At 42.2% G+C, this 24,434-nt stretch carries 20 protein-coding genes; 10 read left to right on the forward strand and 10 right to left on the reverse strand.

The annotated features are described in order from the left end of the window. Positions 1–12 precede the first annotated feature (12 nt). Positions 13–795 carry a YggN family protein gene (locus IMPJCBKJ_RS11845; RefSeq protein WP_166340496.1) on the forward strand — a complete coding sequence of 261 codons (783 nt, stop codon included), beginning with the start codon at positions 13–15 and terminating at the stop codon, positions 793–795. Between the two features lie 61 nt (positions 796–856). Here the strand turns inward: IMPJCBKJ_RS11845 and IMPJCBKJ_RS11850 are convergent, their stop codons facing one another. Together IMPJCBKJ_RS11850 and rsuA are read right to left on the reverse strand one after the other, a co-directional pair. Further along, positions 857–2,431, reverse strand: a complete 1,575-nt coding sequence (locus tag IMPJCBKJ_RS11850) for a methyl-accepting chemotaxis protein (RefSeq protein WP_166340614.1) — start codon at positions 2,429–2,431, stop codon at positions 857–859. A 154-nt stretch (positions 2,432–2,585) separates the two neighbouring features. After that, entirely contained in the window at positions 2,586–3,284 is a 699-nt protein-coding gene (gene rsuA, locus IMPJCBKJ_RS11855) for a 16S rRNA pseudouridine(516) synthase RsuA (RefSeq protein WP_166340498.1), read from the reverse strand. Positions 3,285–3,342: 58 nt separating this feature from the next. Here rsuA and zapE point away from each other — a divergent pair, with 58 nt between their 5' ends. Beyond that, a complete protein-coding gene (gene zapE, locus IMPJCBKJ_RS11860; protein WP_166340500.1) occupies positions 3,343–4,452 on the forward strand; it encodes a cell division protein ZapE in 1,110 nt (369 codons plus the stop codon). A gap of 48 nt (positions 4,453–4,500) precedes the next feature. Here zapE and IMPJCBKJ_RS11865 read toward each other — a convergent pair whose 3' ends face one another. Continuing rightward, on the reverse strand, positions 4,501–7,521 hold the full coding sequence (locus IMPJCBKJ_RS11865; protein ID WP_166340502.1) for a TonB-dependent receptor: 3,021 nt from the start codon (positions 7,519–7,521) through the stop codon (positions 4,501–4,503). 330 nt (positions 7,522–7,851) lie between these two features. Here IMPJCBKJ_RS11865 and IMPJCBKJ_RS11870 point away from each other — a divergent pair, with 330 nt between their 5' ends. After that, on the forward strand, positions 7,852–9,981 hold the full coding sequence (locus IMPJCBKJ_RS11870) for a winged helix-turn-helix domain-containing protein (protein ID WP_166340504.1): 2,130 nt from the start codon (positions 7,852–7,854) through the stop codon (positions 9,979–9,981). Position 9,982: 1 nt separating this feature from the next. Here IMPJCBKJ_RS11870 and IMPJCBKJ_RS11875 read toward each other — a convergent pair whose 3' ends face one another. Together IMPJCBKJ_RS11875 and IMPJCBKJ_RS11880 are read right to left on the reverse strand one after the other, a co-directional pair. Beyond that, positions 9,983–10,312, reverse strand: coding sequence for a 5-carboxymethyl-2-hydroxymuconate Delta-isomerase (locus IMPJCBKJ_RS11875; RefSeq protein ID WP_054551025.1), 330 nt, complete (start codon positions 10,310–10,312; stop codon positions 9,983–9,985). 10 nt (positions 10,313–10,322) lie between these two features. Further along, positions 10,323–10,910, reverse strand: coding sequence for an outer membrane beta-barrel protein (locus tag IMPJCBKJ_RS11880; protein ID WP_166340506.1), 588 nt, complete (start codon positions 10,908–10,910; stop codon positions 10,323–10,325). A 103-nt stretch (positions 10,911–11,013) separates the two neighbouring features. Between IMPJCBKJ_RS11880 and IMPJCBKJ_RS11885 the strand changes: the two genes are divergently transcribed. From IMPJCBKJ_RS11885 to IMPJCBKJ_RS11910, 6 genes are all read left to right on the forward strand, one after another. After that, the gene (locus tag IMPJCBKJ_RS11885) at positions 11,014–11,484 is read left to right on the forward strand and encodes a CreA family protein (RefSeq protein ID WP_054551027.1); all 471 of its coding nucleotides are present in this window, start codon (positions 11,014–11,016) and stop codon (positions 11,482–11,484) included. 3 nt (positions 11,485–11,487) lie between these two features. Next, positions 11,488–12,270 (forward strand): hypothetical protein, encoded by a 783-nt coding sequence (locus IMPJCBKJ_RS11890; protein ID WP_054551028.1) that lies wholly within the window; start codon positions 11,488–11,490, stop codon positions 12,268–12,270. Positions 12,271–12,276: 6 nt separating this feature from the next. After that, entirely contained in the window at positions 12,277–12,897 is a 621-nt protein-coding gene (locus IMPJCBKJ_RS11895) for a LysE family transporter (protein WP_166340508.1), read from the forward strand. 7 nt (positions 12,898–12,904) lie between these two features. After that, positions 12,905–13,420 carry a gamma-glutamylcyclotransferase family protein gene (locus IMPJCBKJ_RS11900; RefSeq protein WP_166340510.1) on the forward strand — a complete coding sequence of 172 codons (516 nt, stop codon included), beginning with the start codon at positions 12,905–12,907 and terminating at the stop codon, positions 13,418–13,420. After that, positions 13,417–14,964 carry a serine hydrolase gene (locus IMPJCBKJ_RS11905; RefSeq protein ID WP_166340512.1) on the forward strand — a complete coding sequence of 516 codons (1,548 nt, stop codon included), beginning with the start codon at positions 13,417–13,419 and terminating at the stop codon, positions 14,962–14,964. The genes IMPJCBKJ_RS11900 and IMPJCBKJ_RS11905 overlap by 4 nt, the downstream gene beginning before the upstream one ends. A gap of 68 nt (positions 14,965–15,032) precedes the next feature. Beyond that, positions 15,033–15,953 (forward strand): histone deacetylase family protein, encoded by a 921-nt coding sequence (locus IMPJCBKJ_RS11910; RefSeq protein WP_166340514.1) that lies wholly within the window; start codon positions 15,033–15,035, stop codon positions 15,951–15,953. On the opposite strand, the gene IMPJCBKJ_RS11915 is transcribed toward IMPJCBKJ_RS11910, so the two are convergent. After that, positions 15,950–16,243: a hypothetical protein gene (locus IMPJCBKJ_RS11915; protein WP_166340515.1), complete on the reverse strand. Its 294-nt coding sequence runs from the start codon at positions 16,241–16,243 to the stop codon at positions 15,950–15,952. The genes IMPJCBKJ_RS11910 and IMPJCBKJ_RS11915 overlap by 4 nt on opposite strands. 78 nt (positions 16,244–16,321) lie before the next feature. On the opposite strand from IMPJCBKJ_RS11915, the gene IMPJCBKJ_RS11920 reads away from it, so the two are divergent. Then, the gene (locus IMPJCBKJ_RS11920) at positions 16,322–18,826 is read left to right on the forward strand and encodes an EAL domain-containing protein (protein ID WP_166340517.1); all 2,505 of its coding nucleotides are present in this window, start codon (positions 16,322–16,324) and stop codon (positions 18,824–18,826) included. On the opposite strand, the gene IMPJCBKJ_RS11925 is transcribed toward IMPJCBKJ_RS11920, so the two are convergent. The 4 genes from IMPJCBKJ_RS11925 to IMPJCBKJ_RS11940 form a co-directional block, all read right to left on the reverse strand. Further along, entirely contained in the window at positions 18,823–19,632 is an 810-nt protein-coding gene (locus IMPJCBKJ_RS11925) for a DUF2797 domain-containing protein (protein WP_054551035.1), read from the reverse strand. The two genes, IMPJCBKJ_RS11920 and IMPJCBKJ_RS11925, sit on opposite strands and share 4 nt — an antisense overlap. Positions 19,633–19,679: 47 nt before the next feature. After that, complete coding sequence (locus tag IMPJCBKJ_RS11930) at positions 19,680–22,178, reverse strand: EAL domain-containing protein (protein ID WP_166340519.1); 2,499 nt, start codon at positions 22,176–22,178, stop codon at positions 19,680–19,682. A gap of 93 nt (positions 22,179–22,271) precedes the next feature. Further along, positions 22,272–23,558: a phosphoribosylamine--glycine ligase gene (gene purD / locus IMPJCBKJ_RS11935; RefSeq protein WP_054551037.1), complete on the reverse strand. Its 1,287-nt coding sequence runs from the start codon at positions 23,556–23,558 to the stop codon at positions 22,272–22,274. Between the two features lie 15 nt (positions 23,559–23,573). Next, positions 23,574–24,395: a class I SAM-dependent methyltransferase gene (locus tag IMPJCBKJ_RS11940; protein ID WP_166340615.1), complete on the reverse strand. Its 822-nt coding sequence runs from the start codon at positions 24,393–24,395 to the stop codon at positions 23,574–23,576. Positions 24,396–24,434 lie beyond the last annotated feature (39 nt).

Below are 24,434 nucleotides of genomic sequence, written 5' to 3' on the forward strand. Positions count from 1 at the left end.
TTTGAGGTGTATATGGCGTTTTTTTCTCGCTCGTTGTTAGCAGCGGCCATTACATTCTCTAGCTTTTCCAGTTACGCAACCCTAGAAAAAAAACAATGCGATGTAGAGCTAAGCCATGGCTTGATCATCACTGATGATGTCATTCGTATAGTTGATAAAGGTCAAACTCGCGTACAAATCAACAACGATAACCAATTGTTTATACGTGGTTATTGGGTTGATTTAAGCCCAGAAGAAAGCCAAGTTGTGGAGCAATTCAGTCGGGGTATTAGGCAAACCGTCCCTGAACTTGTTGACTTAGCGACCGATGGTGTAAACCTTGGCTTAAGTGCTATCGAGCAAGTTGTTGAGGGCATGTCAGACAAAGAGCCTGAAGTGCTAAAAACTCAACTGCAATATGTTGAGCGTGCACTAATGGATAAATTTAAGCGTGGCGATGACTTTTTCTTTATTGCTCCGCAGTCGCTGTCGAAAATCGATGACTTTTTTACCAAAGAAATCAGCCAAAAAATTCACTCTGCAGTTCACGGTTCACTTGGCGCTATTTTAGTTTCGCTAGGTGATGCCTTTAAATCGCGCGAAGGTAACATCGAAGACCGTATCAATGATATGGGGCAGCGTATGGATATCATCTCAAAAGAAATTGATAAATCACTACAAAAGAAAGCAGAGCAATTAGAGATGAAAGCCTCAGAATACTGTGAGTGTTTGAACTCATTAGATGTCACTGAGTCACGATTACAACAAATGGTGCCGGGGATGGCCGATTTTGATTTGGTACAAATAAAGTCTTAATACGAACTTAAAACGAAAAAGCCCAGCAGTTGCTGGGCTTTTTCGTTTTTACTTGTTTGAATTAGCTAAACTTAGCGGTTTCAGTTTCTAAATCGCTAGTAAGGCCTTTGATCAAATCGGTTGCTGTATGAGCCTGATTAGATACATTAGCCGTTTGTGAAGCCGTGTCTGAGATAGTTACGATGCGCTTGGCGGTGTCTTCACCAGCATCAAGCTGCTCTTTTGCAGCAATAGCTATCTGATGGCTCATTTGCGCGATTGCGCTGAGTGAGCTGGCAACGCGTTTTAGTTCTTCATTGGCTTTAGTCGATTTTTCTACGGTTTGTTCACTGGTACTCATACTGAGCGAAACAGATGACTTGGCATCTAGGGTTGCAGCTTGTAGTTTGCCAATCATATTGCGGATTTCTTCAGTGCTGGTCTGTGTGCGTTGGGCAAGCCCACGAACTTCATCAGCAACCACAGCAAAACCTCGTCCTTGCTCACCTGCACGGGCAGCTTCTATTGCCGCATTAAGCGCAAGTAAGTTAGTTTGTTCGGCAATACCTTGAATAACACTCAGCACATTTGCGATGTTATTTACCTCATCATCAAGCACTTGAATATTATTACCAGCGCTGTCAATTTGCTGCTCTAAAAGCGCGATGGTATCAGCTGCCTCGCTGGTTAAGTGGCTGGCACTTTGACCTTGTTGCTCAGCTTCTTGCACTGAGTAAGCTGCTTGTTCAGCATGTTCTACAACGGTTTGCGCTGAGGCTGTTAACTCGGTAATAGCTGAAGCAACCATTTGAGTTTCTTCGTTTAGGCTACGAGTGAGTTTGTCGAGCTCAACAGAGCGAGACTCGTTATCAACACTTTGATTTTTTAAGCTATCTGTAACACCTTTAATGCCACCAACAACGCCGCGTAACCCTTGCTGCATATAATGCATGGCTGCAATAATGCTTTCAGGTGGGGTATCTTGGCGAATATGTGAGTTTAAGTTGCCACGAGAGACATTCTTAACAATACCAATTACTTCATCAATTTCGCCGCCCAAGGCATTAGTGAGCGATGAACCAAAGCGGGCAATGGCAAAGGTCAGCGCAATGGCAATAAGCATAGATAAGCCCAGCAGCCACTTTGCAGTATTCCAATAACGTTCATCAACTTCTTTGGCGCTAATACCAGTACCAACATACCAGCCAAACAGCGGTGTTTTTTGTACTACAGAAGTTAGATCAACGGTTTCACCATCTCGCACTGAATCCCAGTGATAGGTGATGATTTTATTGGTCGTGTTACCCACGAGATTTTCGACCATACGGCCGATACTGTTGCCGCTGGCATCTTTAAAATCGTTAAAGCTGGTGCCGTGTAGTTCTGGGTCGTGCGGAGTGGCGACAAAATCTAAGTTGTTGTCGACGACATACACATATTCTGAGTCGTGGTATTTATTTTCTCGAAGTACCTGAATCGCGAGCTTCTTTGCTTGTGCTTCTTCGAGTTGATTGCTTTTAACCATCAACTCAAATTGCTCAACAATATTGGTGGTGCTCTTCATGAGCTGGTTGATACGCGCGATGTTGTCGCTTTCGCTGGCATGGCGTAAAGATTGTAAGCCAAGTAATGCTATCGCCGATAACGCAATAAACATAGCGATAGCAAATAAGGTGATTTTTGTTTTTAAAGCTAATCCTGATAACACAGTCAGCCTCCTTTATTATTTCCCCTGTTAACTTCTACCACGTTTGTCTGGTTTTATTAAGGAAAAATGACAGCGTTATCATGATTTTTACTCAAGTACCTATTTAGAGCTTCAGTTCGGCTTCTGTCAGGGCACGATATTCACCGCTTGCAAGGCTTTCATCGAGGGTGATGCCAGCTATTTTTTCACGATGTAATTCAACAACTTTATTACCTACAGCTGCAAGCATTCGTTTAACTTGATGGTATTTACCTTCGCAAATTGAAAGGCGTAAGCTGTAGCTTGCAAGCTTTTCAACAATAGCAGGGCGGGTTAGTTCTTTTTCGTTGTGTAATTGCACCCCTTGCTCTAATGCTGCAATGGCTTCTTCATCAATAGGCTCTTGAGTTTCAACTAAATAGGTTTTGAATTTGTTATGCTTTGGTGCAGTAATTTTGTGTGACCAGTCGCCGTCATTGGTGATGATCACTAACCCTGTGGTGTCGATATCTAAACGGCCTGCAACATGAAAGTCGCTCATATTTGGTTCATCAAGTAAATCAAATACAGTCGGGTGAAGGTCATCTTTATTGGCACATACATAGCCAGCTGGTTTATGGAGCATGAAGTAGCGTTTGCCTAAAAATACCAGTGGCTCGCCTTGCCAGCGCACATCGTCATCTTGGTTGATTGAATAATCAAATGAGGTGATCACCTCGCCATTAACGGTGGCGTATTTACGTTTTATACCTGCTTTGGTTTTACTGCGAGGTAACTCGGCAATATGGCTAATAAATTTATCTAAACGGCATGGAAATTTCATTGGGATCACATTTTTAGTCGGCTACAATGGCGGCGAGTATAGCGGATACTAGTTACCTATGACAGTACACCAAGGACAAATATTACAGTATTACCAAGCGCAAATAGCCAAAGGTGATTTGCAAGAAGACCGTGCCCAGCGCACAGCGATAAATGCTCTTGATAATCTAGCCATAGAACTGGCTGCACCAAGCCATTGGTGGCAAAGCGCTAAGCCAATAAAAGGGGTTTACTTATATGGTCCAGTAGGGCGTGGTAAATCCATGTTAATGGACGTGTTTTTCAAGCTTGTTGATATTGACGCTAAGCAGCGTTTGCATTTTCATCATTTTATGAAGCAAGTGCATGAGCGCTTAACTCAGCTGCAAGGGCAAAAAAATCCGCTGACGGTGATTGCTAAAGAGTGGGCAGAGCATATTCGCTTGATTTGTTTTGATGAGTTTTTTGTGTCTGATATTGGCGATGCCATGATCTTAGGTGGCTTATTCAAAGCCCTGTTTGAGCAACAAGTAGTGTTAGTGGCAACGTCGAACTGTCAACCGGAGCAGTTATATCGCAACGGTTTACAGCGCGCACGATTTTTACCCACTATCGATTTATTAAATGAGCATTGCCATGTTTTAAGTGTTGAAGGCGATACAGATCATCGCTTTCGCTTTGGCAAACAAACCGCACATTATTTTATTAATAACAAAGAGGCGCTAACAGAGCGCTTTTTAAAGCAAGAGCAAGCGGTACAAAGGCAAACAACGATAGAGGTTTGCCACCGCGAGCTTAGCTGTATCTTGCTCGCTCAAGACGCCATTATGTTTGATTTTATGACGCTTTGCTCAGGACCTAGAAGCACCGCGGATTATATTTATTTGGCAGAGTGTTTTCAGCGGGTGTATTTACTCAATGTGCCAGTAATGGGGCGTGGAGCAACAGGCAAACAAATTGTGCATGGTATTGAAGATAGCTACCAGCGAGAAAAGCAAGATTTACAAGAACACTTTTTAGATGATGAAGCGCGGCGCTTTATTGCATTGGTTGATGAGTTTTATGATCGCAGCCGATTATTGGTGATTTCGGCCGAGGTGGGCATTAGCGATTTATATCAAGGACAAAAACTGGCATTTGAATATGCGAGGACCGAGTCTCGATTAGTTGAGATGCAAAGCTGGCATTGATAAAGAAGCACGCCACTGAGGCGTGCTTCTTATTTTCGAGCGCTGAGGCTAGAAGCTGTATGATACACCTATGTATGCATAGCGCCCCTTGCCACCACCGTATTTTGAATAATAATTACCGCGGCCTGATGGGTAAAAGTCCCCTTTATTATCAAAAAGGTTATTCACACCACCAAATAAACGTAAATCACTTTTGTTAGACAGTTCTAATTTATAAGAAACTGACAAATCATGTCTTAGGTATGAGCCGTAATCTTGAAAAGCTAGTTTTTCAGGGTTCGTAACGCATTCATCGCTTCCTTCTGCGCAGCGTTCATCATTATCTGCTAAGTAGCCTAAGTATTCTTCTTCTCTACTTTGGCTTGCTTTAAATGAGCCTAAGTATTTAGTACGCCAACGGATCCGTAACTCATCTTTTCGCCAAGTTAAAGACATTGAAGCTTTATCTTTACTTTCGCCATAGCCCGCATAATGTGTAGTCACTTTACCGCCATCAGGGCTTTGGTATGTTTGCGAGTTCTCGATGACATGATTGTAGTCAAGTTTAAATGCCAACTGACCTAAACTTTGTAAATCATATTCATACTGAGCTGAAACATCATAACCACGTGCAGTTAGCTCATCGAGGTTGTATTTACGTTGTACTATTTCAATGATATTACCTTCATCATTACGGGTAATATCATTACAAAAAGAATTATTTTCACCCCATTGTGTACCTGAGTCATAACACTCTCGTTGAATATTATCATTACTTAATTCAGAGATAGCATCTGAGACAGATATGTCATAAAAATCAATCGCAAGATTAAAATCAGGGATAAACTGAGGGGCAATACTCACACCGAAAGTATAGGTATCAGCGGTTTCTTCTTTGAGCTCTTTATTACCCACACCCGGTGAATAACGGTTGTTATCATCATCAAATTCAAAGTTAGGATCTTCTGCAATTAGGGCTGCAAGTGTTGGCTCTTTGCGGCAGTTATCATGCCCTGCGTCAGTTGATGTAGCTGTTAGACCATCACAGATATCATCATAGCTGTCATAGTCGCCGCGTGGTGGTGATAATAATTCTGTGATAGTTGGGGCACGTTGAGCACGGGCATAGTTAGCTCTAAAAGCATAGCCGTTGGTAATTTCCCACATTACGCCTAATTTATAACTGGCAACAGTCCCGACATTATTCATACTGTAGTTAGCTACACGTAAAGATAGGTCTGTATCAAGTGACTTTGCAAATGTTGCATCCCTTAAAAGCGGGAGTGCAAGCTCAGCAAAAGCTTCATATACATCAACTTCACCATAAAAAGTAGGCACATAATTAAAAGTAATACCGCCTGCTTTTATATCATCACTGGTTTTGAGGTCTTGGCTATCTTTGCGGTATTCACCACCAAACACAGCTGCAACTGGCCCTGCAGGGAGCTCAAACAGGTCACCAGTAATGTAGCCTACCGCACCATATTGTTTTATCTCGGTATCAATAATTGGGTTGCTACGGATCCAAGCGGCCATCTCTTCGGTAATAGAGCCTTCACCAAATAAGTTAATTGCTACACAGCCTTCTGCGCGAGCCGCTTCATCAGTACACTGAATTGTGCCATCAGCTAACTCTTCAGCTTGTAAAGCTTGATTAAGTCTAACTGTATTTAATTCATTGCTCCGTACTTGATGTTGTTTAAATCGACCATAGCTGACTGAAAAATCCCAGTCCCACTCGTCATTAAATAGAGTGCCTTGAAGGCCAGCCCAGCTGCGAATAGTTTTTCGACTATTGTCAGTAGTGATGTTACCAACCTCATGAAAGCGACGATCCCAATAAATACGGTCTTTGTATGGGTTTGCATCAAGAATCTCTTGTGGAACATACGGATTGTCAATTGGAATATAACCCGGTTTTACAAGCCCTAAAGGCTCACCTGTAGCCGGATCAAACTGCGGTGCTGTGGCACCCTCATATTCGTCTTCTGGTGATTTATGATTGAACGAATCACTGTCACTGTATTGCACTTGCGCGTAAAACATCACATTGTCAGTAAGGTCATAATCAATTTTAACTGCAGTAGAGAAGTTATCGCTTGGTACATCAAGCATTACATACTGATTTGAATTGATACCATAAATTTCTTCATTACCTTTCCAATCATCACGCAGGGTTTGTCCGTCGTACCAGAACTGTGTGTCGTTTTTGCCATTTTCTAAAAACACACCACCAGGAAGACCATCACTTTTACTCACCCAATCAGCTTGCGTGATGTCGCGCATACATTGATCGCCATCTGCTGTTTGCATTACATTACACATGCGATCTTTATCGTAATCGTAGCTATCTTCTATTTGTGCGCGTTTACGGTCGTAAAAAGTCATCCCGAAATCACGGTCCCAGTTTGAACTGAAATAAGCATAGCCGCGACCATCATCGAATGACGTACCATAGTTTAAATCGAGGCTAAACTCTTTACTGCCTCCTTCAGTTGACTCGCCAGTTTTAGCTTTAAAATCAAACCCTTCTTTTTTAGATTGAGTGATGATATTAACAACACCGGCCACAGCATCGGCACCATAAGTTGCAGAAGCGCCACCACTGATTATTTCAACGCGATCAACCATGCCGCTCGGAATAGTATTTAAACTGACATAGTTGCCGCTGTAGCTATTAGAAACTACACGACGGCCATCGATCAGCGTTAAGGTGCGATTAGGGCCTAAGTTACGTAGTTCAACTGTTGATAGACCGGTAGTTGAAACGCTTGATTGGCTGGTGGTGTTACCGATGCTCTCGCTAAGAGCTGGCATGTTATCAACTAAAATATCTGATAAGTTGCTTAATCCTGTATCGGAAATAGCGTCACGATCCATCGTTACTAAGGGGGTTGAAATGGAAAAACTATCACGCTTTATTCGTGAACCTGTCACGACAATTTTTTCAGGTTCTTCAGTTTGCTCATTGGCTGTTGGGGTGGTATTGGCAGTGCGAGCTATTTCAGCCTCATCAGCAAAAGCATGTTGACTAAAACCACTGGCAACGGCAAGTGCAATGGCACAAGGTTTGGTTAGTAGATTTCTCACAGGCGTTCCTAGTTGTTATATTTTTAGTTTTTAGAACCAGAGTGATGCTCTTTTTAAGGGCAGTTAAAATTTACAGCGAACAACACTCTGGTTGGTCGGTATTGACGTTAAAATAATTATAGAAATGTGAACTTAACTACAATCTTAGGTTGCTCGTTTATGTCTCTATTTTATATCTATTGAATATCTATTCATTTAAAAACAGTGCGTTAGGAAAATTCTTATTGTTAATTAAATTGCAATTCTAGACTGGTTAATACTTGGCTTTTACGTTAGATTGGTAGGGGCTTACACTGCTGTTTATCTAAAATGAGGTTTTATTTAGAGTTAATGGAAACATCTAATCGCGCTTATCAGCTGGGCCCATGTGTTGTTAACCCGCTCGAAAATAAACTGATATGCAATGGCAGTGAACAGCTTTTGCAGCCTAAATTCATTGAGCTATTAGGCTGTTTAGTTGGGCGCTACCCTGAACCTATCACCCGTGAAGATCTTATTAACCATGTGTGGGAAGGTAATTTTTATGTTGGGGAAAAAGCGTTAACGAATGCTATTTGGCATTTACGAAAAACATTTAAAGAACTCGACCCAGAACAAACTTATATAGAGACATTACGTAAAACGGGTTACCGGGTACTGTTAAAGCCTGAACCAATAGCTACAGCCGATGAAGTAAAAACCGAGGGCTTTAGTATCACAGCAGTACAAATAAGGCAGTTGTTTGTGGCTTTTTGTTTAATAAGCCTAGTGGGAATGTATTGGTTGTTCTCATCGCCCTCAGAGCAAATCAATTCAAGCTTTGTATTGCCACTTAATAGCATCGAAAGTGTGACGGCAAGCCCTGGTCGTGAGATTTATCCTTCAATTTCAGATGATCAACACTATTTGGTGTATTCATGGCGACAACTTGGTAAACAAAATAACCTCTATTTACGCGATTTACATTTTCCTGAACACCCAGCCAAGCAATTAACAGACTCACCTTTTACCGAAGGACGCTCTGTGTTTAGCCCAGACTCAAATACTTTATACTATTACCGAATGGCGTCAGATGTTTGTGAAATTGTAAAACTGTCTTTGGTGAATGCCACCAGTGTTGTACTTGGCGAGTGCAGTAATAGCTATGCAGCAGATCTTGATATCAGTAGTGATGGCAAAACTCTAGCCTACATTGCAGATCACACTGGGCAGTCAGGCAACAGGGTGACTCGTATCAAGCTACTTGGGTTACAGGAAAAACAAACAAAAGAAACAGTTATTCCTTGTAATGATGACTGCGAAACTGTGTATGAGTCAGTGTCGTTTTCGCCAGATGCACAGCGAGTTGTGGTTACGCGTAATGTTAAAAACAACCAAAAAGCGTTGTTTTTAATAGATGTAAAAACAGGGCAAAGCCAACGGCTAACTCATGATTTTGTTGATATTCATGGTGTAGATTGGCATCCGTCTAAAGAGCAATTGGCGTTTAGTGCGGTAGAGGGCGCTAAGCGTTATGGCTATTTTTATGATATTAAGAATAAAACCTTAATCAACACGCAAATTGCTGGTATGAGTTCACCTAACTTCAGTGGCGATGGGAGTGTTTATTATCATCAATGGGATTTAGATAAGGTAATCACGCGACTGAAAATAGACGAACAGGTGGCAAGCTCGCCATTTTCTATGTTGTCGACTAACTTTAGCTCGCTCTTTCCCGAGTATAATCAGCAACAGAATAAACTGCTGTATGTGTCGAATGAGTCAGGCAGTTCGCAGCTTTGGATTGTAAACCCCGATAGTAGCTCGCGAAAACAGCTTACTAATATTTCACATAGTACCGCTGAGATCCGTGACCCGACCTGGTCAGCCGATGGACGTTATATCTTGTTTTCATTGAACGATAACGGCAGCGCTCGTTTATATTTTTATGATTTCAAAGTAGAGCAAAGCCAACAAATCGAACTGCCATTTAGCTATGCTGCTAAACCTAAGTTTAGTGCTGATAGTCAGCATTTTTTAGTCTCTGATGGTGACTATCTTTACCGTTATGATTTATCAGGAAAAAACCAAGGAAAAGCTGTTGAAATGCCAGCACAGTATGGCGTTGAAACACAATCGGGCGATATTTTATTTACCAATTCGCGCCATGCTATTTGGATTAAACATCATGATACAGGTGTTGAAGAAATGCTGGTGAACGATGTTAAGTTGGCGCGCAAATATGCGTGGTTACGAGTAGCAAAAAACGCGTATCATGAAGGGCGTATTTATTATTATAAAGAGCGCCGAGGTGATTATCGTATTAGCTACTATGACTTAGCTAGTAAACAACATCATGATTTAATTGCTTTGCCTGAGCGCGCATATAGCCGTTCATCGGGTCTGACCTACATACCCGATGAACGTTGGTTGGTTTACACTGCGTATCTATCGCCTGAGATAGAAATCAAGCGTTTACCCGCAGCTTATTTACCAAAGTAAGCTAGCACTTACGATAGATATCAGCATCCATATCATAAATATTAACGCTTAGACTATACGAGCGGCGGCAGTATGTTCTTAAGCAATTTAATAATTGCTCACTAAGCATCTGCTTTTGCTCTACGGTTCTTCCTGCCATAATTGATGCGCCGATGTGTATAAAGCCATCTTTACCTTCACCTAATTCGTAATGTTGATAAGCGATTGCACGAGTCTTTATGGTCGAAAGATCAAATAAGCCTGAGTCAAAAACGGCTTGGTGAACTTTTTCAACTAACACTTGTGGCAGAATTGGCAAGTCTTCTGAGTGTTCTATAACAATGTGCGGCATGGGGTCTTCCTTAAAAGCGGTAACTAAAACCGATGTTTGTCTGAAATTGGTTTAACACATCACCATCAAAGTGCCATAGACATTGGTCGTCTTCTGATGTTGGCAATGTGCACGATACGTTACTTGCATTATTTACAATAGTTGCCAGCCAGCGAGTTTCAACATAAACCCGAGCTTGTTCAGTAAATAAATAATCTGCGCCAGCATAAAGGCCAGAGGTAAAATATGTATCAGAGTCGGCAAAGTCAGTGCTGACGTGGTTTGCGCCAATTTGGGCACCAACAAAACCAACTATACGGTCAGCTAATGGCACTTCAACGGCACTTTGAAATAGCAGGTATTGCATCTCGACTTGCTTGTTGGTTTGGTCTTTCATATCAAGTTCGGTTGCAGAATAAAAGAACCCATAACGAGCATTATCAATAGTTCTATCTAGGCTGACAGTAAAATGGCTGTCATCCTCAAGCTCAATTTTTAGGTTTTCTTCGGTTTGCACCGAGTTAGTAAAGTTTTTGCCGAAACCAGCGCTAATAGAGTAGTCAGCGTGAGCGGTACTACTTAAGAACATTAAACACAGTAAACCAAGCGATTTTTTCATTGTTTAGGTGCTCGTTGTTGAAGATATTTTGAGATAGTATTGAAACATAGCAAGCAAATCGTTGTAAACGGACAACTATCGCTTTTTAATAAGGAACACTAGGATGAAGTTACTAAAATTAGCTGCACTTACTGCGCCACTGATTTTGTTGAGCGGTTGCTCGGATGATGCTGCTTCGGTGAGTTTGGGATTATTTACGACCAAAGATATTAAAGTGGTATCACAACAAGACCCGCTTATAAGCGGTGTTACTTGCCATATTAGCCATATTGAAGCGAATCTTGATTTTGCTGATCCATCTGATATGTCTATTGCTTGTCGTCAAACAGGACCTATAACCGCTGAACAATTACAACAAATTGACCGCAGTAAATCGGGCGAAGTGGTGTTTAAGTCATCGAAAAGTATTTTGTTTAAGTCGTTAAAAGTGCGTCGTATTTATGATGCGCCAACACGCACTTTATTATATTTGTCTTATTCAACGAAAGAGTCGAGCGGTAGCCATCATCATGCTTTATCAACTGTGCCTCTATACAATACGGATGCATGGCAATGGGCACAATCACAAGAGTAATTTATGTTAGCGTTATTTAAGTCAGCCCCACTTGTTGATGAGCAAGAGCAGCAGTGGTTAATCGATACCTTTTTATGGGCTGTTGAACACTTTGATAGTGAATATTTTTTAAAACATACACAAATCATTTTACCTAACGGGCAGTTCTTTCCGGATAGGGTATCGAGCGTCAGTGAAATGGCTGAAAAAGTATTTAGCCGAGTTGTTGATTATGCGGGGATGCAGGCGTGGCCAATTAACTTAGTTGCGCCATCTGGGCTTACACCTCAGGTGTTTCCACACTTTGAATTTCAAGACAATTTACGCGGTAGCGAGGCGAGTTTAATTGTGCCGGCAAATCATCCGGTGAATATCTCGTTTAACCCGAACCAAATCAATCAACCGCAAGATTTAGTGGCAAGTTTTGCTGGTACCTTAGCAACCATTTTGATTCACCATGTGGGTGTCTTACCTCCCGGTGGTAAAGAGTACTTACCGCAAGCGAGCGATGCGTTGGCATGCTATTTAGGCTTTGGGGTGATGATGAGTAATACGGTGTATCAATTTAAAGGAGGCTGCGGCTGCGGTTATAACCCTTATGCTAATCGCCAAGCGGCGTTGACTGAGCCACAAACGCTATTTATGCATGCGCTGGTTACGCATTTTAAAGGGGATAATCAGTCGAAGAAGTTTTTAAAGCCCCATTTACGCAGCCAATATAAAAAAGCGCAAAAGCAAATTAAAGCATTGGTGAGTGACAGTGCAAATCCGTTGTTATTAGCATTAGATGAACAAGCAGTAGGGTAATATTGAGTGCAGTATTTAGATGAGTTTTTATTGATAGCCATTGCTCACTTTTTTGCGGTAGCAAGCCCAGGCCCTGACTTTGCAATTGTACTAAAGCAAAGTATTCAACAAGGTCGTAAAAATGCGCTTTGGACCAGTGCAGGGGTTGGTGCGGCTATTTTGCTGCATATTGCTTATTGTGTATTAGGTGTGGCATTAATTTTATCCCAGTCACCTAGCTTATTCATGGCTTTAAAATACCTTGCGGGGGCTTATTTGGCATACTTGGGTGTGCAAGCTTTACGAAGCGCAAAACCTAGCGATAGTAAACAGCAAACCCTTTCTCCTGCTGAGCCTGAATCTGTGTATAAAGCATTTCGACGCGGCTTTTTTACCAATGCCCTTAATCCCAAAGCAACACTGTTTTTTATGTCGTTGTTTACTCTTGTAATAAGCCCTGAAACACCTGTTGTAGTGCAGGCTGGTTATGGCGTGTATATGGCAATGGCGACTTGGCTGTGGTTTTCATTTTTATCATTGGTGTTATCAAAAGCATCAGTGCGAGCATTTTTCTTAAAAAGCGGATACTGGTTTGATAGAGGCATTGGTGTGATCTTAATTGCCTTAGCTATTCGCGTTGTTGTGTGAGGTAAGTATGACGCTATATAACTTTTCATTTGGTTCAAATATGTCATCGAGCAGATTGCTGGCAAGGCTGCCTGAAGCAAAGCGGGTAGGCACAGCTATTTTAAAGGGCTATGAGCTGACGTTTGATATGGTAAGTACCGACGGCTCTGCAAAATGTAGCGTGCGCAAAACTGATCAGCCAGATGCCTTGGTATATGGTGTTGTGTATCAGTTAAACGAAGCTGAAAAGTCGATTCTTGATGATATCGAAGGGCCGCGTTATGACTGTGTAGATATCACCGTTGAACTACTAGATGGCGAGCAACTTGCTGCCCATTGTTATATCGCTAACACCTTAGATGAGTCTTTACTGCCATTCGACTGGTATCTTCAGCATGTTCATCGCGGAGCGCTTGAAGCAGGTGTACCAAATCATTACAGTGAAGCAATACTCGCAAGACCAAGTTGCGATGATCCAGATAAAACCCGAGCAGCGAAAGAGTTCGCTATTCACAACAATAAAAATCACCAAGGGACATTATGATATTTCGTAAATTAGCCGTTGCCGCGGCGCTGTTATCGAGCTGTTCGTTTTACAGTTATGCCGATATTGATACTAAAAAAATTGAAAAAGTAATCGAAACGTCAATGGCACGTTTTGATGTGCCAGGTATGGCAGTGGCGATTGTTGAAAATGACCAAGTCGTGCTAGTAAAAGGTTTTGGTGTATCTCACCTTGATACCGGTAAAAAAGTAAATAAAGACACTTTATTCGGTATCGCGTCAAACACCAAGGCATTTACCGCAGCAGCGTTAGCTAAATTAATTGATGAAGGTAAGCTTAGCTGGGATGACAAAGTAATTGATCATCTTCCTGAGTTTCGTCTGTATGACCCTTACGTAACACGTGAAATGACCATTCGCGATTTATTAAGCCACCGTAGCGGTTTGGGTTTAGGGCAAGGCGATTTAATGATTTGGCCAGATACTGACAAATCGATTGATGAAATTATCGCAGGGCTAAAATACTTAAAACCGGCGAGTAGCTTTCGCAGTAAATACGCCTATAACAACTTAATGTTTGTCACTGCCGGTGAGGTGGTAGCCCGTGTGTCTGGCATGAGCTGGAATGATTACATCGAGAAGAATATTCTTCAGCCACTTGATATGAAAAACTCACGCGCAGGTTTTTCACGTATCCCTAGTAGCAATAAAAACTGGGCGACGGGTCATATTCCAATGGATGGCCAACTTCATCCATTTTTTGTGAACTACCTTGAAGATTTCCGTGGCGCAGGTGCGATTGCATCAAGCGTGAGCGATATGAGCCAATGGCTGCGCACGCAGCTTGCTCATGGCAAAATGCCAAATGGCCAGCAGTTATTCACTGAAAAACAGCAGCAACAAATGTGGCATCCACACATCACATCAATGGCATCAAAAAGTGCTTATGAAGCTTACCACCAACAATTTAGGGGCTATGGTTTAGGTTGGAGCATTGAAGATTTCCACGGCATTAAAAAGCTAGGCCACGGTGGTGGTATCTTAGGCATGGTGTCTCAAGTGACTTTATTACCTGAGAAAAACCTCGGTATTGTTATTCTGAGTAACCAGCAAGCATTCAGCGCGCTCTCTGCAGTGACCTATGAAGTATTAGAAGATGCATTAGATCTTGAAGATAAAGACTGGGTTGAAGATCTTGCTAAAAAGCACTTTGAAGGTAAAAAAGAAGCTTACGAAAACGCAAAACCAGAAACACCTGCGGATTATCAAGCGAAACTACCAAACATCAACTATACAGGCACGCTGTATGATAACTGGTATGGTGATGTGGTTATTGAAGAGTTAAATGGCCAGCTACGTATTGATTTTACTCATACAAAGCGTTTGAAAGGTCAGCTTGAGCATTACACCGGCAATACATTTATTGTTAAGTGGGATGAAAAGTTACTCGAAGCAGATGCTTACATTGAGTTTCAAATGAGCCCTGATAACCGAGTGAGTAGTGCAAAAATGCGCGCTGTCTCAACGGCGGTGACAGACTTTAGTTTTGACTTTAGGAATTTAGATTTACGCGCTAAAAAGTAAACCAAAGTCGCAAAGCCACCATTAGGTGGCTTTGTTATACTGGGGGAAAATAATTCAAGGAGCGTATTATGAGAACGGCAGTTATCTCACATCCATTTTGTCGTAAACATAAAATGATTGAGGATCACCCCGAATGCCCTGCGCGTTTAGATGTGATCACCGACCGCTTGCTAGCAAGTGGTGTTGATATAGCAATTACTCACTTACAAGCTCCTAAAGCCAGCCGCGACGACTTTTTACGTGCTCATGATGAACCTTTGGTAAGCCATGTAGAGCAAACAATTCCAGATGAAGGACTTGCTGAATTAGACGGCGACACTTGGTTGTGCCCAGATTCAATGAAAGCGATTGAACGAGCCGTTGGTGCTGGATTACTCGCCGTTGATGAAATCCTTGATGATAAGCTGGATGCCGCGTTTTGTTCTGTTAGACCACCCGGGCATCATGCAAACCGCAGCACCTCTGCAGGATTTTGCGTTTTTAATAACCTAGCCATTGCCGTGAAATACGCGCAAAGCAAAGGTGTAAAACGCATCGCTATTTTGGACTTTGATGTACACCACGGCAACGGCACACAAGATATCTTTTTAGATGATGACACTGTGTTGTTTTGCTCTTTGTTTCAACACCCGTTTTACCCAAATACCGCCGTTGAAAATAACGCGACGTTAGTGAACTCACCGCTGCCAATTGCCAGTGATGGTAATGACTTAAAAGCTGTTTACCTTGAGCAGTGGCTACCAAAACTCAATGAATTTAAACCTGAACTATTGTTTATTAGTGCCGGGTTTGATGCTCACCTTGAAGATGACATGGCAAGCCTGAAGTTTGTTGAAGACGATTACGCATGGCTAACCACGCAATTAGCTGAATTTTGTCAGCAGCAAGATTGCAAAGGGATTATCTCTTATCTTGAAGGAGGTTATGCTTTATCAGCCCTTGGTCGTAGTGCCGTTGCGCACATTAAAGCGCTGGTGGATGCGCCTTAATCTGCCAGCATCGCAAAGGCTTGCGGTGGTGTAAGCCGAGTAACCTTACTTAAACAGCATACTCCCTCTTGTGCTAGATGCTCTGTTACTTTATTAGCTAGCTCTTCGTCAGTTAACGCTTTCACGCTTTCTCCTTGCAAGTTGACATACTGCCCTGTTGCCAAAAGTAGCATCGTTTCTTGCTGTTGCTCTTCACTTAAGCCATATAAAAAGCTTTCTATATCGGCTTCGTCTTCAACTAATGCTAATTCATGGTCTGTAAAAATAATCTTAGGAAATGATGAGTGCATTTATTGTCCTGTGTCAAAGCTGCCGAGGTTGAAATGATTATAATTGCCAATTCATGTAAGAACTAGGAAAGTCTACTTATGAATCAACCAAGACGACATCAAAAGGTGGGTGATGTTTTTTCGCAAAAGCTGGTATCGTGTCCTGCGCATACGCCTTTGGTCGATGCGGTGAGGTTGATGCATGTTCACAATGTAACGGCGATTTTTATCAAGCATGAGCAGTCTGTTGTTGGGATTTGGACTGAGGCTGATTGTTTGAAAATTGACATCAGCAGCCCGCTCTATAAGAACCTTGCTATTCACGAAGTCATGTCAGCGCCTGTTATTACAGTGCCGAATCAATGCTCAGTCAGTGATGCAACCCTGCGTTTTCAACAGCATGGTATTCGTCATTTATTGGTGATGGATAGCGAGAACCAGCCTGCAGGTATGTTGAACTTATCTGATATTGTGCATAACCAAGGTTTGGACCACTACCTACAATTTCGACCTATTCATGAGCAGTATCGCACTGATCTAGAGATAGTTGATGCGCAAACACCGATAGAAGAGGTTGTGCAACTGATGCGCGCTGGCCGCCTTGATAGTGTATTGGTTTATAACCGAGAGCTTGAACTGCACGGTATTATTACTCAGCGTGATATTGTTGAGCTGATCATTCAAACCGAGTGGCTAAATCCTTGTTGGCAATATGCTAGCTATCCGCTCATTGAAATTGATTGTGAAAGCAGTTTATTTGATGCGTATCGCACTATGACAGATCGTAATGTGCGTCATTTGGTGGTCAGAGATGATGAAATTTGCGGGGTGATTTCATTTGCTGATTTGATCACTGAGATCGAGTCAGCTTATTGCTGCGAACTTGAGCGGGCAATTGAGCAGCGTGATATTGCTTTGCAAAAGTCACAACGTAACTTGTTTTTGGCAAATAAAATTATTGATGCCTCACTCGATGGCATAATGCTAACCCGTAAAGACGGCACGATTATTCAAGTTAACCCTGCTTTTACTAAATTGACCGGCTTTGCTGAGCATGAAGTAATTGGAAAGCGCCCTAATATTTTAAGCTCTACAAAACATAGCCGTTCGTTTTATCAAAAGATGTGGCATGCCATTGAATACGAAGGGGTCTGGCAGGGGGAGATCTGCAATTGCAAAAAAGATGGTGAAGAGTTTGTCGAGTGGCTCACCATTATCCAGATTAAAGATCCTAACTTTGATGAAGTACTTTATGCGGCAATTTTTAGCGACATTACAGAGCGCAAGCGTGCAGAAGAAAAAATTGCCCAGCTCGCCTATTACGATGAATTAACCGGCCTGCCTAATCGGCGCTTATTTCATGACAGACTCTCAATAGCTCTTAGCAGCGCCAAACGAAACCATGATCTATTAGCGGTGATGTTTATCGACTTAGACCGCTTTAAAGAGGTGAACGACAGTTTAGGGCATGACGCTGGCGATAACTTATTACAGCAAGTAGCAGAGCGTATTTTATCAATTCTTCCTGAAGGGGATACTCTTGCGCGCTTAGGTGGCGATGAGTTTGTCCTGTTATGTGAAGTAAATCGGGTTGAAACACTGCTCAACTTTGCCGAACAAGTATTACAGCAAGTGAGTATGCCGCTTGCTATTAACGAGCATGTGGTTGCAATTACAGCCTCAATTGGCGCTGCAGTTTTCCCTGATGATGGCGTAGATAGCGCTACGTTGCTCAAGCATGCCGATATTGCTATGTACCGTGCTAAAGAAGTGGGGCGTAATTCATTTCAATTATTCAAACCTGCGATGAATGCACGTTCTTTAGAGCGATTGGCTATGATGAGCCGATTACAAAACGCCATCGAAAGCGATGAGTTTGAGCTTTATTTCCAGCCTAAGCAGCAGTTAAATTCTGGCAAAATTTTAGGGGTAGAGGCGCTCTTACGTTGGCATGAGCCAAATCTTGGGGTGATATCACCCGCTAAATTTATTCCTCTTGCTGAAGAGCTTGGCCTAATTGTGAAGCTTGATTTATGGGTCATCGAGCAAGCTTGTAAAGAGTTAGAAAAATGGCAGCAACAAGGCATTGAAGCAGGGCGCTTAGCAATTAATATTTCGGCTAATCACTTACGTCAGGGGCAACTAGCATCAAATGTTGAGCGCTTACTCGAGCGTTACGATGTAGACCCACACAAGCTTGAAGTAGAGCTTACTGAAAGCTGTTTTATCAGCCACTTTAGTGAGGCTAAGCAAGAGTTACTCGCGCTTAAAAAGTTAGGCGTGCATATAACGTTAGATGACTTTGGCACGGGCTATTCGGCTTTAAGCTACTTAACCAAACTGCCAATTGATACGTTAAAAATTGATGCCAGCTTTATCGCAAAAGTGCCCGATGAATACGGTAATAGTGAAATTGTCACGGCGATTATTAGCCTGGCGAAAAGCTTGAGTATTCATGTTGTCGCGGAAGGGGTAGAGAAGGTAGAGCAGTTAAATTACTTACGTTCACTTAACTGCGATACCATTCAAGGCTATTACTTTTGCCGCCCAATAGCGAAGCAACAATGGTATGACTTTTATCTTAATACCGAAAAAAGTGCTTAACCTAGGCTAATTTCGTAAGAAGTGAATTTACGAATATTAATGACGCCAGTATCAAAAATTAAGTACTGGCCTTTAATGCCTTTTAAAATACCCGATACTTCTGGTGCTTTATCAAAATTGAAAGAGCTGATCTTGCTTGGGTATTCACTTACTGGGTAGTCTAGCTCGACCACCTCTTCATCGAGCTTTTCAATGGCTGTTGCGCCAAATAGCTCTGCAAGTTCACTCAGCTTAGCATCAATTTGTGGGATCAACTCTGCTGCCGCAGCTTTTAAATCAATCGCTTCAGATTGGCCTTTTAGCATGTTTCGCCAATTGGTTTTATCAGCAATAAACTCGGCTAAAGCAACCTCAACTAAACCCGATTGAAGGCGGGTTTGTACTTTGAAGATAGGTAAAGCTTGCGTCGCACCTTGGTCAATCCAGCGTGTAGGAATTTGAGTATGGCGGGTAATACCTACTTTTAGGCCTGAGGTGTTGGCTAAATACACGTAATGCGGGATCATGCAGTTTTCTTCACCCCACTGTGGCTCACGACAGGTGCCCTTATCAAAGTGACACGTTTCAGGTTTCATGATACACATGTCACAGCTAGCCAGTTTGCGCATACACACAAAACAGTGGCCTTGAGAGTAGCTTTTCTTGGTTTTCTTACCACAGTTACAGCAAAAAATATTGCCGGTGAAAGTCAGCGTGAGCGGCTTACCAATATAGTCATTTAATGAAACTAGCTCATCACCGATAGGTAATTGATATTCGACAGGAGAGGTCAGTGTCGACTTTAATTTTCTGATCGTACCTTGCATCTTTACATGGCCCCTAAAGATGTTAAAAAAGGGCAGTGTAACACGGCCTATTTAAATTGTGAGGCAATAAAGCTTAGATACTCATTAATCGGCACCGCTTTGCTGTAATAATAGCCTTGCCCTTGATCTGCGCCCATCTTGATCAGCATTTTTTCTGTTTCTTGGTCTTCAATGCCTTCGATGGTGATATTCATATCAAGGTTATGGGCCATATCAATGGCCGTTTTTACCACCACTTGGTTGGTAGTGTTATTCACTAAATCCAGAATAAAGCTCTTATCGACTTTAATCGTACTAAAAGAATAATTTACTAAGTAGTTTAACGACGAGTAACCAGTACCAAAATCATCGAGTACCACCTTGCTACCGAGTTTATTGAGTTCGCTGATAAAGCTGACCATTTCATCATGGTTCTTTATAAGCGCAAACTCAGTTAATTCAAACTTTAACTGATCCGCAGTAATGCCATGTTTTAGAATGGTGTTTTCGACTTTTTCGACCAGCTTAGGGATCGCGAGATTCTTAGCACTTAAATTAACGCTAATGGTATGGTCGTGATAGCCTTGTCGATTAAGCTTTGCTGCGGCTAGGCAAGCCTGATCAATCACCCATAAGCTCAACTCGTTAATTAAACCAGTACGTTCAGCCAATAAAATGAGTTGCTCAATATCCAGGTATTTCCCTGCTGTTGGCCAGCGTAATAATGCCTCAGCACCACAGATAGCACCGCTGCGTAAACTAATAATGGGTTGTAAGTAAATAGCTAAGGTATTACTTCGCATTGCTTGTTGTAACTCAGCAGCAAGGCTCACATCCATATCAATATGAGCTTTACTAAAGTCTATATTTTGATGTTTTTGCGATAAACCTAAGTAGCCACGTTGCAGCCAAATATCAAAGCCATCATCACTCACCGGTTCAGTAATGCTATAGCGGTAATAAAGCTGAAGGTCTAAGCCTGCCACTTTATATTGCTTAGGTAGCTGCTTGCATATATTGCTAAGTTCTTGATAGATTTCTGCTTTCGATTGAATTTTGGTCGAAATAAAAGCCAGTACACCATTGCCTAAGTCAGCCACTTTTGGACTGTTATCTAACGCTGATTCTAAATTAATAAATTGCCTATTTTTATTAATTTGATGCTCTAGCGATTGGGCAACAGTAATAATTATTTGGCTGCTTTGACTTGGCTTTAGAATGCTCATAAGGGCATTGAATTGCTCTATTTTCACTAAACAAAGGTTAGCGAGTCTTTGCTCCGAGGCAATCGCCATATAGGCTTGTTTGAGCATTGCTTGGTTGAGTAGCTCAGTTTGTTGCGTATGGGTTGCATGATACAGCGCTTTTTCACGTTGATAACGAACACGGTCTGCCAGCGCCATTGCCATAAGCACAATCTCACAGAGAATGGCGACTAAAAATATGTGCCTAACAGCAAAACTGTAGGGAATAAAGCCCGTTAGTTCTAACGGCTGAATGGCAGCGCCTACAATCAGTGGCACCCACGACATGACGTAAAACTTTGCCCACCGAAAACCACTCACCAACTTTTTGTAAATCATGCAAATACATAAAATGTATAACGGCACCATGATGGCAAAAAAGATTTTCGAGGAATGGTATTCCAACATAAAAAAGCTGAGCAAACCGAGGCTGAACAGCAAGGCTAAAAAGCTGATACTGAGTTTGTATAAGCGGCAATTGTCTTTATGGTAGCGTAAGAACATGGTGCAAAAGGCGACGGTGAAAAATGCAATCGCGTAGTTACTGAAGACCACTTGCTCATTAAAAAAGATTTGCCACGATAACGGCCATAAATAAAAACCAAAGCCTAGCACTGAGCCCATAAGTAGTAGTGCTGAGATGATGTAGCCTATATAAATAAGATAGACGCGGTCACGGATCCCTAAAAATAATACCAAGTTATACAGAGCTGCCATGATCAGCACACCAATGAAGATCCCCCAAATTCCTGATTGCGAACGTAGTAGGTCTTGAAACTCTTTTTCACCATAAATATTAATAGGTGTTTTGCTAATCCCAACCGTATCTATTTTTATAATGAGGGATGTTTGTTCATAGCCCTGCATGGTGAGCATGCTGTGCGGTGTACTGTATTGAAACAAACTAAGGCCAGAGACTTTATCACCTAGCTCGGTTGTATCTATAAGCTGCCCTGTATCATCAACATGATAAACGCTAAGGTAATCAACCATAGGGTTGTCAAAGTGAATCGCCAGCTCCACAGGCTTAGCTTGACGGTTTTCTAAATCAAGCTTTAACCAATAATCTTGCGCTGCTAAATCCCATTCAACATCTTTAAAAGGGCGATGTTTAAGCTTGTCTGGCTCAGCTAAAAACTGCTCGAGTGTTAGCGCTTTACTGCTATCTATTCGATACGCCGTATTACTGTAGATGGGGGCTGTTTTATCTATGGTGTAGCGGGTAGGGCTGGCTAAATGTGCAGCTAGGGTAGCAATGATAAAAAACAAAATTGTCAGAATAAGAAATGAAACAAAGTTATATTTCAGTGCTTTATTATTCAAAATTAGTTCTTTATCTAGGTAAATATTCTCATAGTGTAGCATTAAAAAAGCGCAGATAAACTGCGCTTTTTTCAGAATTAGACTGGTTTGACCTTAATTCTGTTCGCGAGCAATTGCACGATAGGCGATATCAGTACGATATTCCATGCCTTCCCAGCTGATTTGATCAACTAGTTTATAAGCACGTTGCTGCGCTTCAGTTACAGTGTTGCCAAGTGCCGTAGCACACAGTACACGACCGCCAGCTGTTACTACGTTGTCGCCGTCTTGCTTAGTCCCTGCGTGGAATACTTTCTCACCTTCAGGGTAAGTAACTTGCAAGCCATTGATAGTGTCACCTTTCGGGTAGCTATCTGGGTAGCCTTTAGCTGCTAATACAACACCGACTGCTGCACGTGGGTCGAACTCGATTGCTGTTTTATCTAGTTCTTCACGGTTAGCCGCTTCGATAAGTTCAACAAGGTCAGACTTAAGACGAAGCATCATAGGTTGTGTTTCAGGGTCGCCAAAACGACAGTTGTATTCGATTACTTTTGGCGTACCATCAGCGGTGATCATTAAACCAGCGTATAAGAAACCAGTGTAAGGGTGGCCTTCTTTTGCCATACCTTCAACTGTTGGGTTGATCACTTCGTTCATAATACGTTGGTGAATTTCATCTGTAACAACTGGAGCCGGTGAGTATGCACCCATGCCACCAGTGTTTGGACCTTGGTCACCGTTGTAAGCGCGTTTGTGGTCTTGGCTAGTTGCAAATGGCAGTACATTTTTGCCATCAACCATCACGATGAAAGAAGCTTCTTCACCTTCTAAGAACTCTTCGATAACTACACGGCTACCGGCTTCACCAAAGCTGTTGCCTGCAAGCATATCGCGGATAGCTTCTTCAGCTTCAAGCTCAGTCATCGCAACGATAACGCCTTTACCAGCTGCTAAGCCGTCAGCTTTAACAACAATTGGCGCACCTTTTTCTTTTAGGTAAGCCAGTGCAGGCTCGATTTGTTCAAACGTTTGGTAATCAGCTGTTGGAATGTCGTGACGTGCTAAGAAGTCTTTAGTGAATGACTTAGAGCCTTCTAGCTGTGCAGCACCTGCTGTTGGGCCAAAGATAGCTAGACCGTTTTCACGGAATGTATCAACGACACCTAAAACAAGCGGTACTTCTGGACCAACAATAGTTAACTCAACGTTGTTTTCTTTAGCAAAAGTAACTAAACCTGCTAGGTCTTCAACGTTGATAGCAACGTTTTCAAGTTTTGGCTCTAGTGCAGTACCTGCGTTACCAGGAGCTACGAAAACGGTGTTTACTTTAGTATTTTGTGCAGCCTTAAACGCAAGAGCGTGTTCGCGGCCGCCACTGCCGATGACAAGTACATTCATGGCGTATAATCCTATTTATAGCGGTTTTTTAAACTTCAGCGTCATACGATCACTTTCACCAATCGCTTTATACTTCGCGGCATCTTGCTCGCCTAAACGAAGGCTTGGTGGTAGTGTCCACACCCCTTTAGGGTGATCTGCTGTATCAAGTGGGTTTGCATTAATGTCACTGCTTGCCACCAGTTCAAAGCCAGCTTGCTTTGCAATATCAACTACATAGCTTTGCTTCATATAACCTGATGATTTCTGATCTTCATCGCTGCGCGCTTCAGGTAGACGGTGTTCAACCACACCTAAAGTGCCGCCTGGTTTAAGTGCTTTATAAAATGCTTTAAACGCACTTAACGCGCCTTCTTTATCTTTACCCATGTACCAGTTGTGTACATTTCTAAATGTTAAGACAAGATCTGCGCTACCCGCTGGTGCAATATCAAGATGTGTTACTGGTGCAAATTCAGTTAGTTTAACTTCACTGAAGCGTGCGTCATCGCTCATCTTTTTCTTAAAACCAGCTAATGAACGTTGGTAATAACCCACCTCAGAATCAGCAGGGAAATGTGCCGCGTAGTAAACACCATGGCCTTTTACAGCTGGCGCAAGGATTTCGCTGTACCAACCACCGCCCGGCGCAATTTCAACAACGGTCATGTTTGGCTTAAAGCCAAAGAACTCAAGTGTCTCAACTGGATGGCGATATTTATCACGTGCGCTATTTTTAGCATCACGTTCACTTGATTGCACGGCTTGTGTAAGCGCTGATTCATGAGAATGGCTTAGAGCCTGTGCTGATGTCAGTGCAAGGCTGGCAACGAGTAACGTTTTTACGGCAAATTTCATCATCTATTCCTTCATTATATGGGTAATTATTATTAATCA

The organism is Pseudoalteromonas sp. MB47 (genome assembly GCF_011319765.1).
Lineage (GTDB): Bacteria > Pseudomonadota > Gammaproteobacteria > Enterobacterales > Alteromonadaceae > Pseudoalteromonas > Pseudoalteromonas simplex.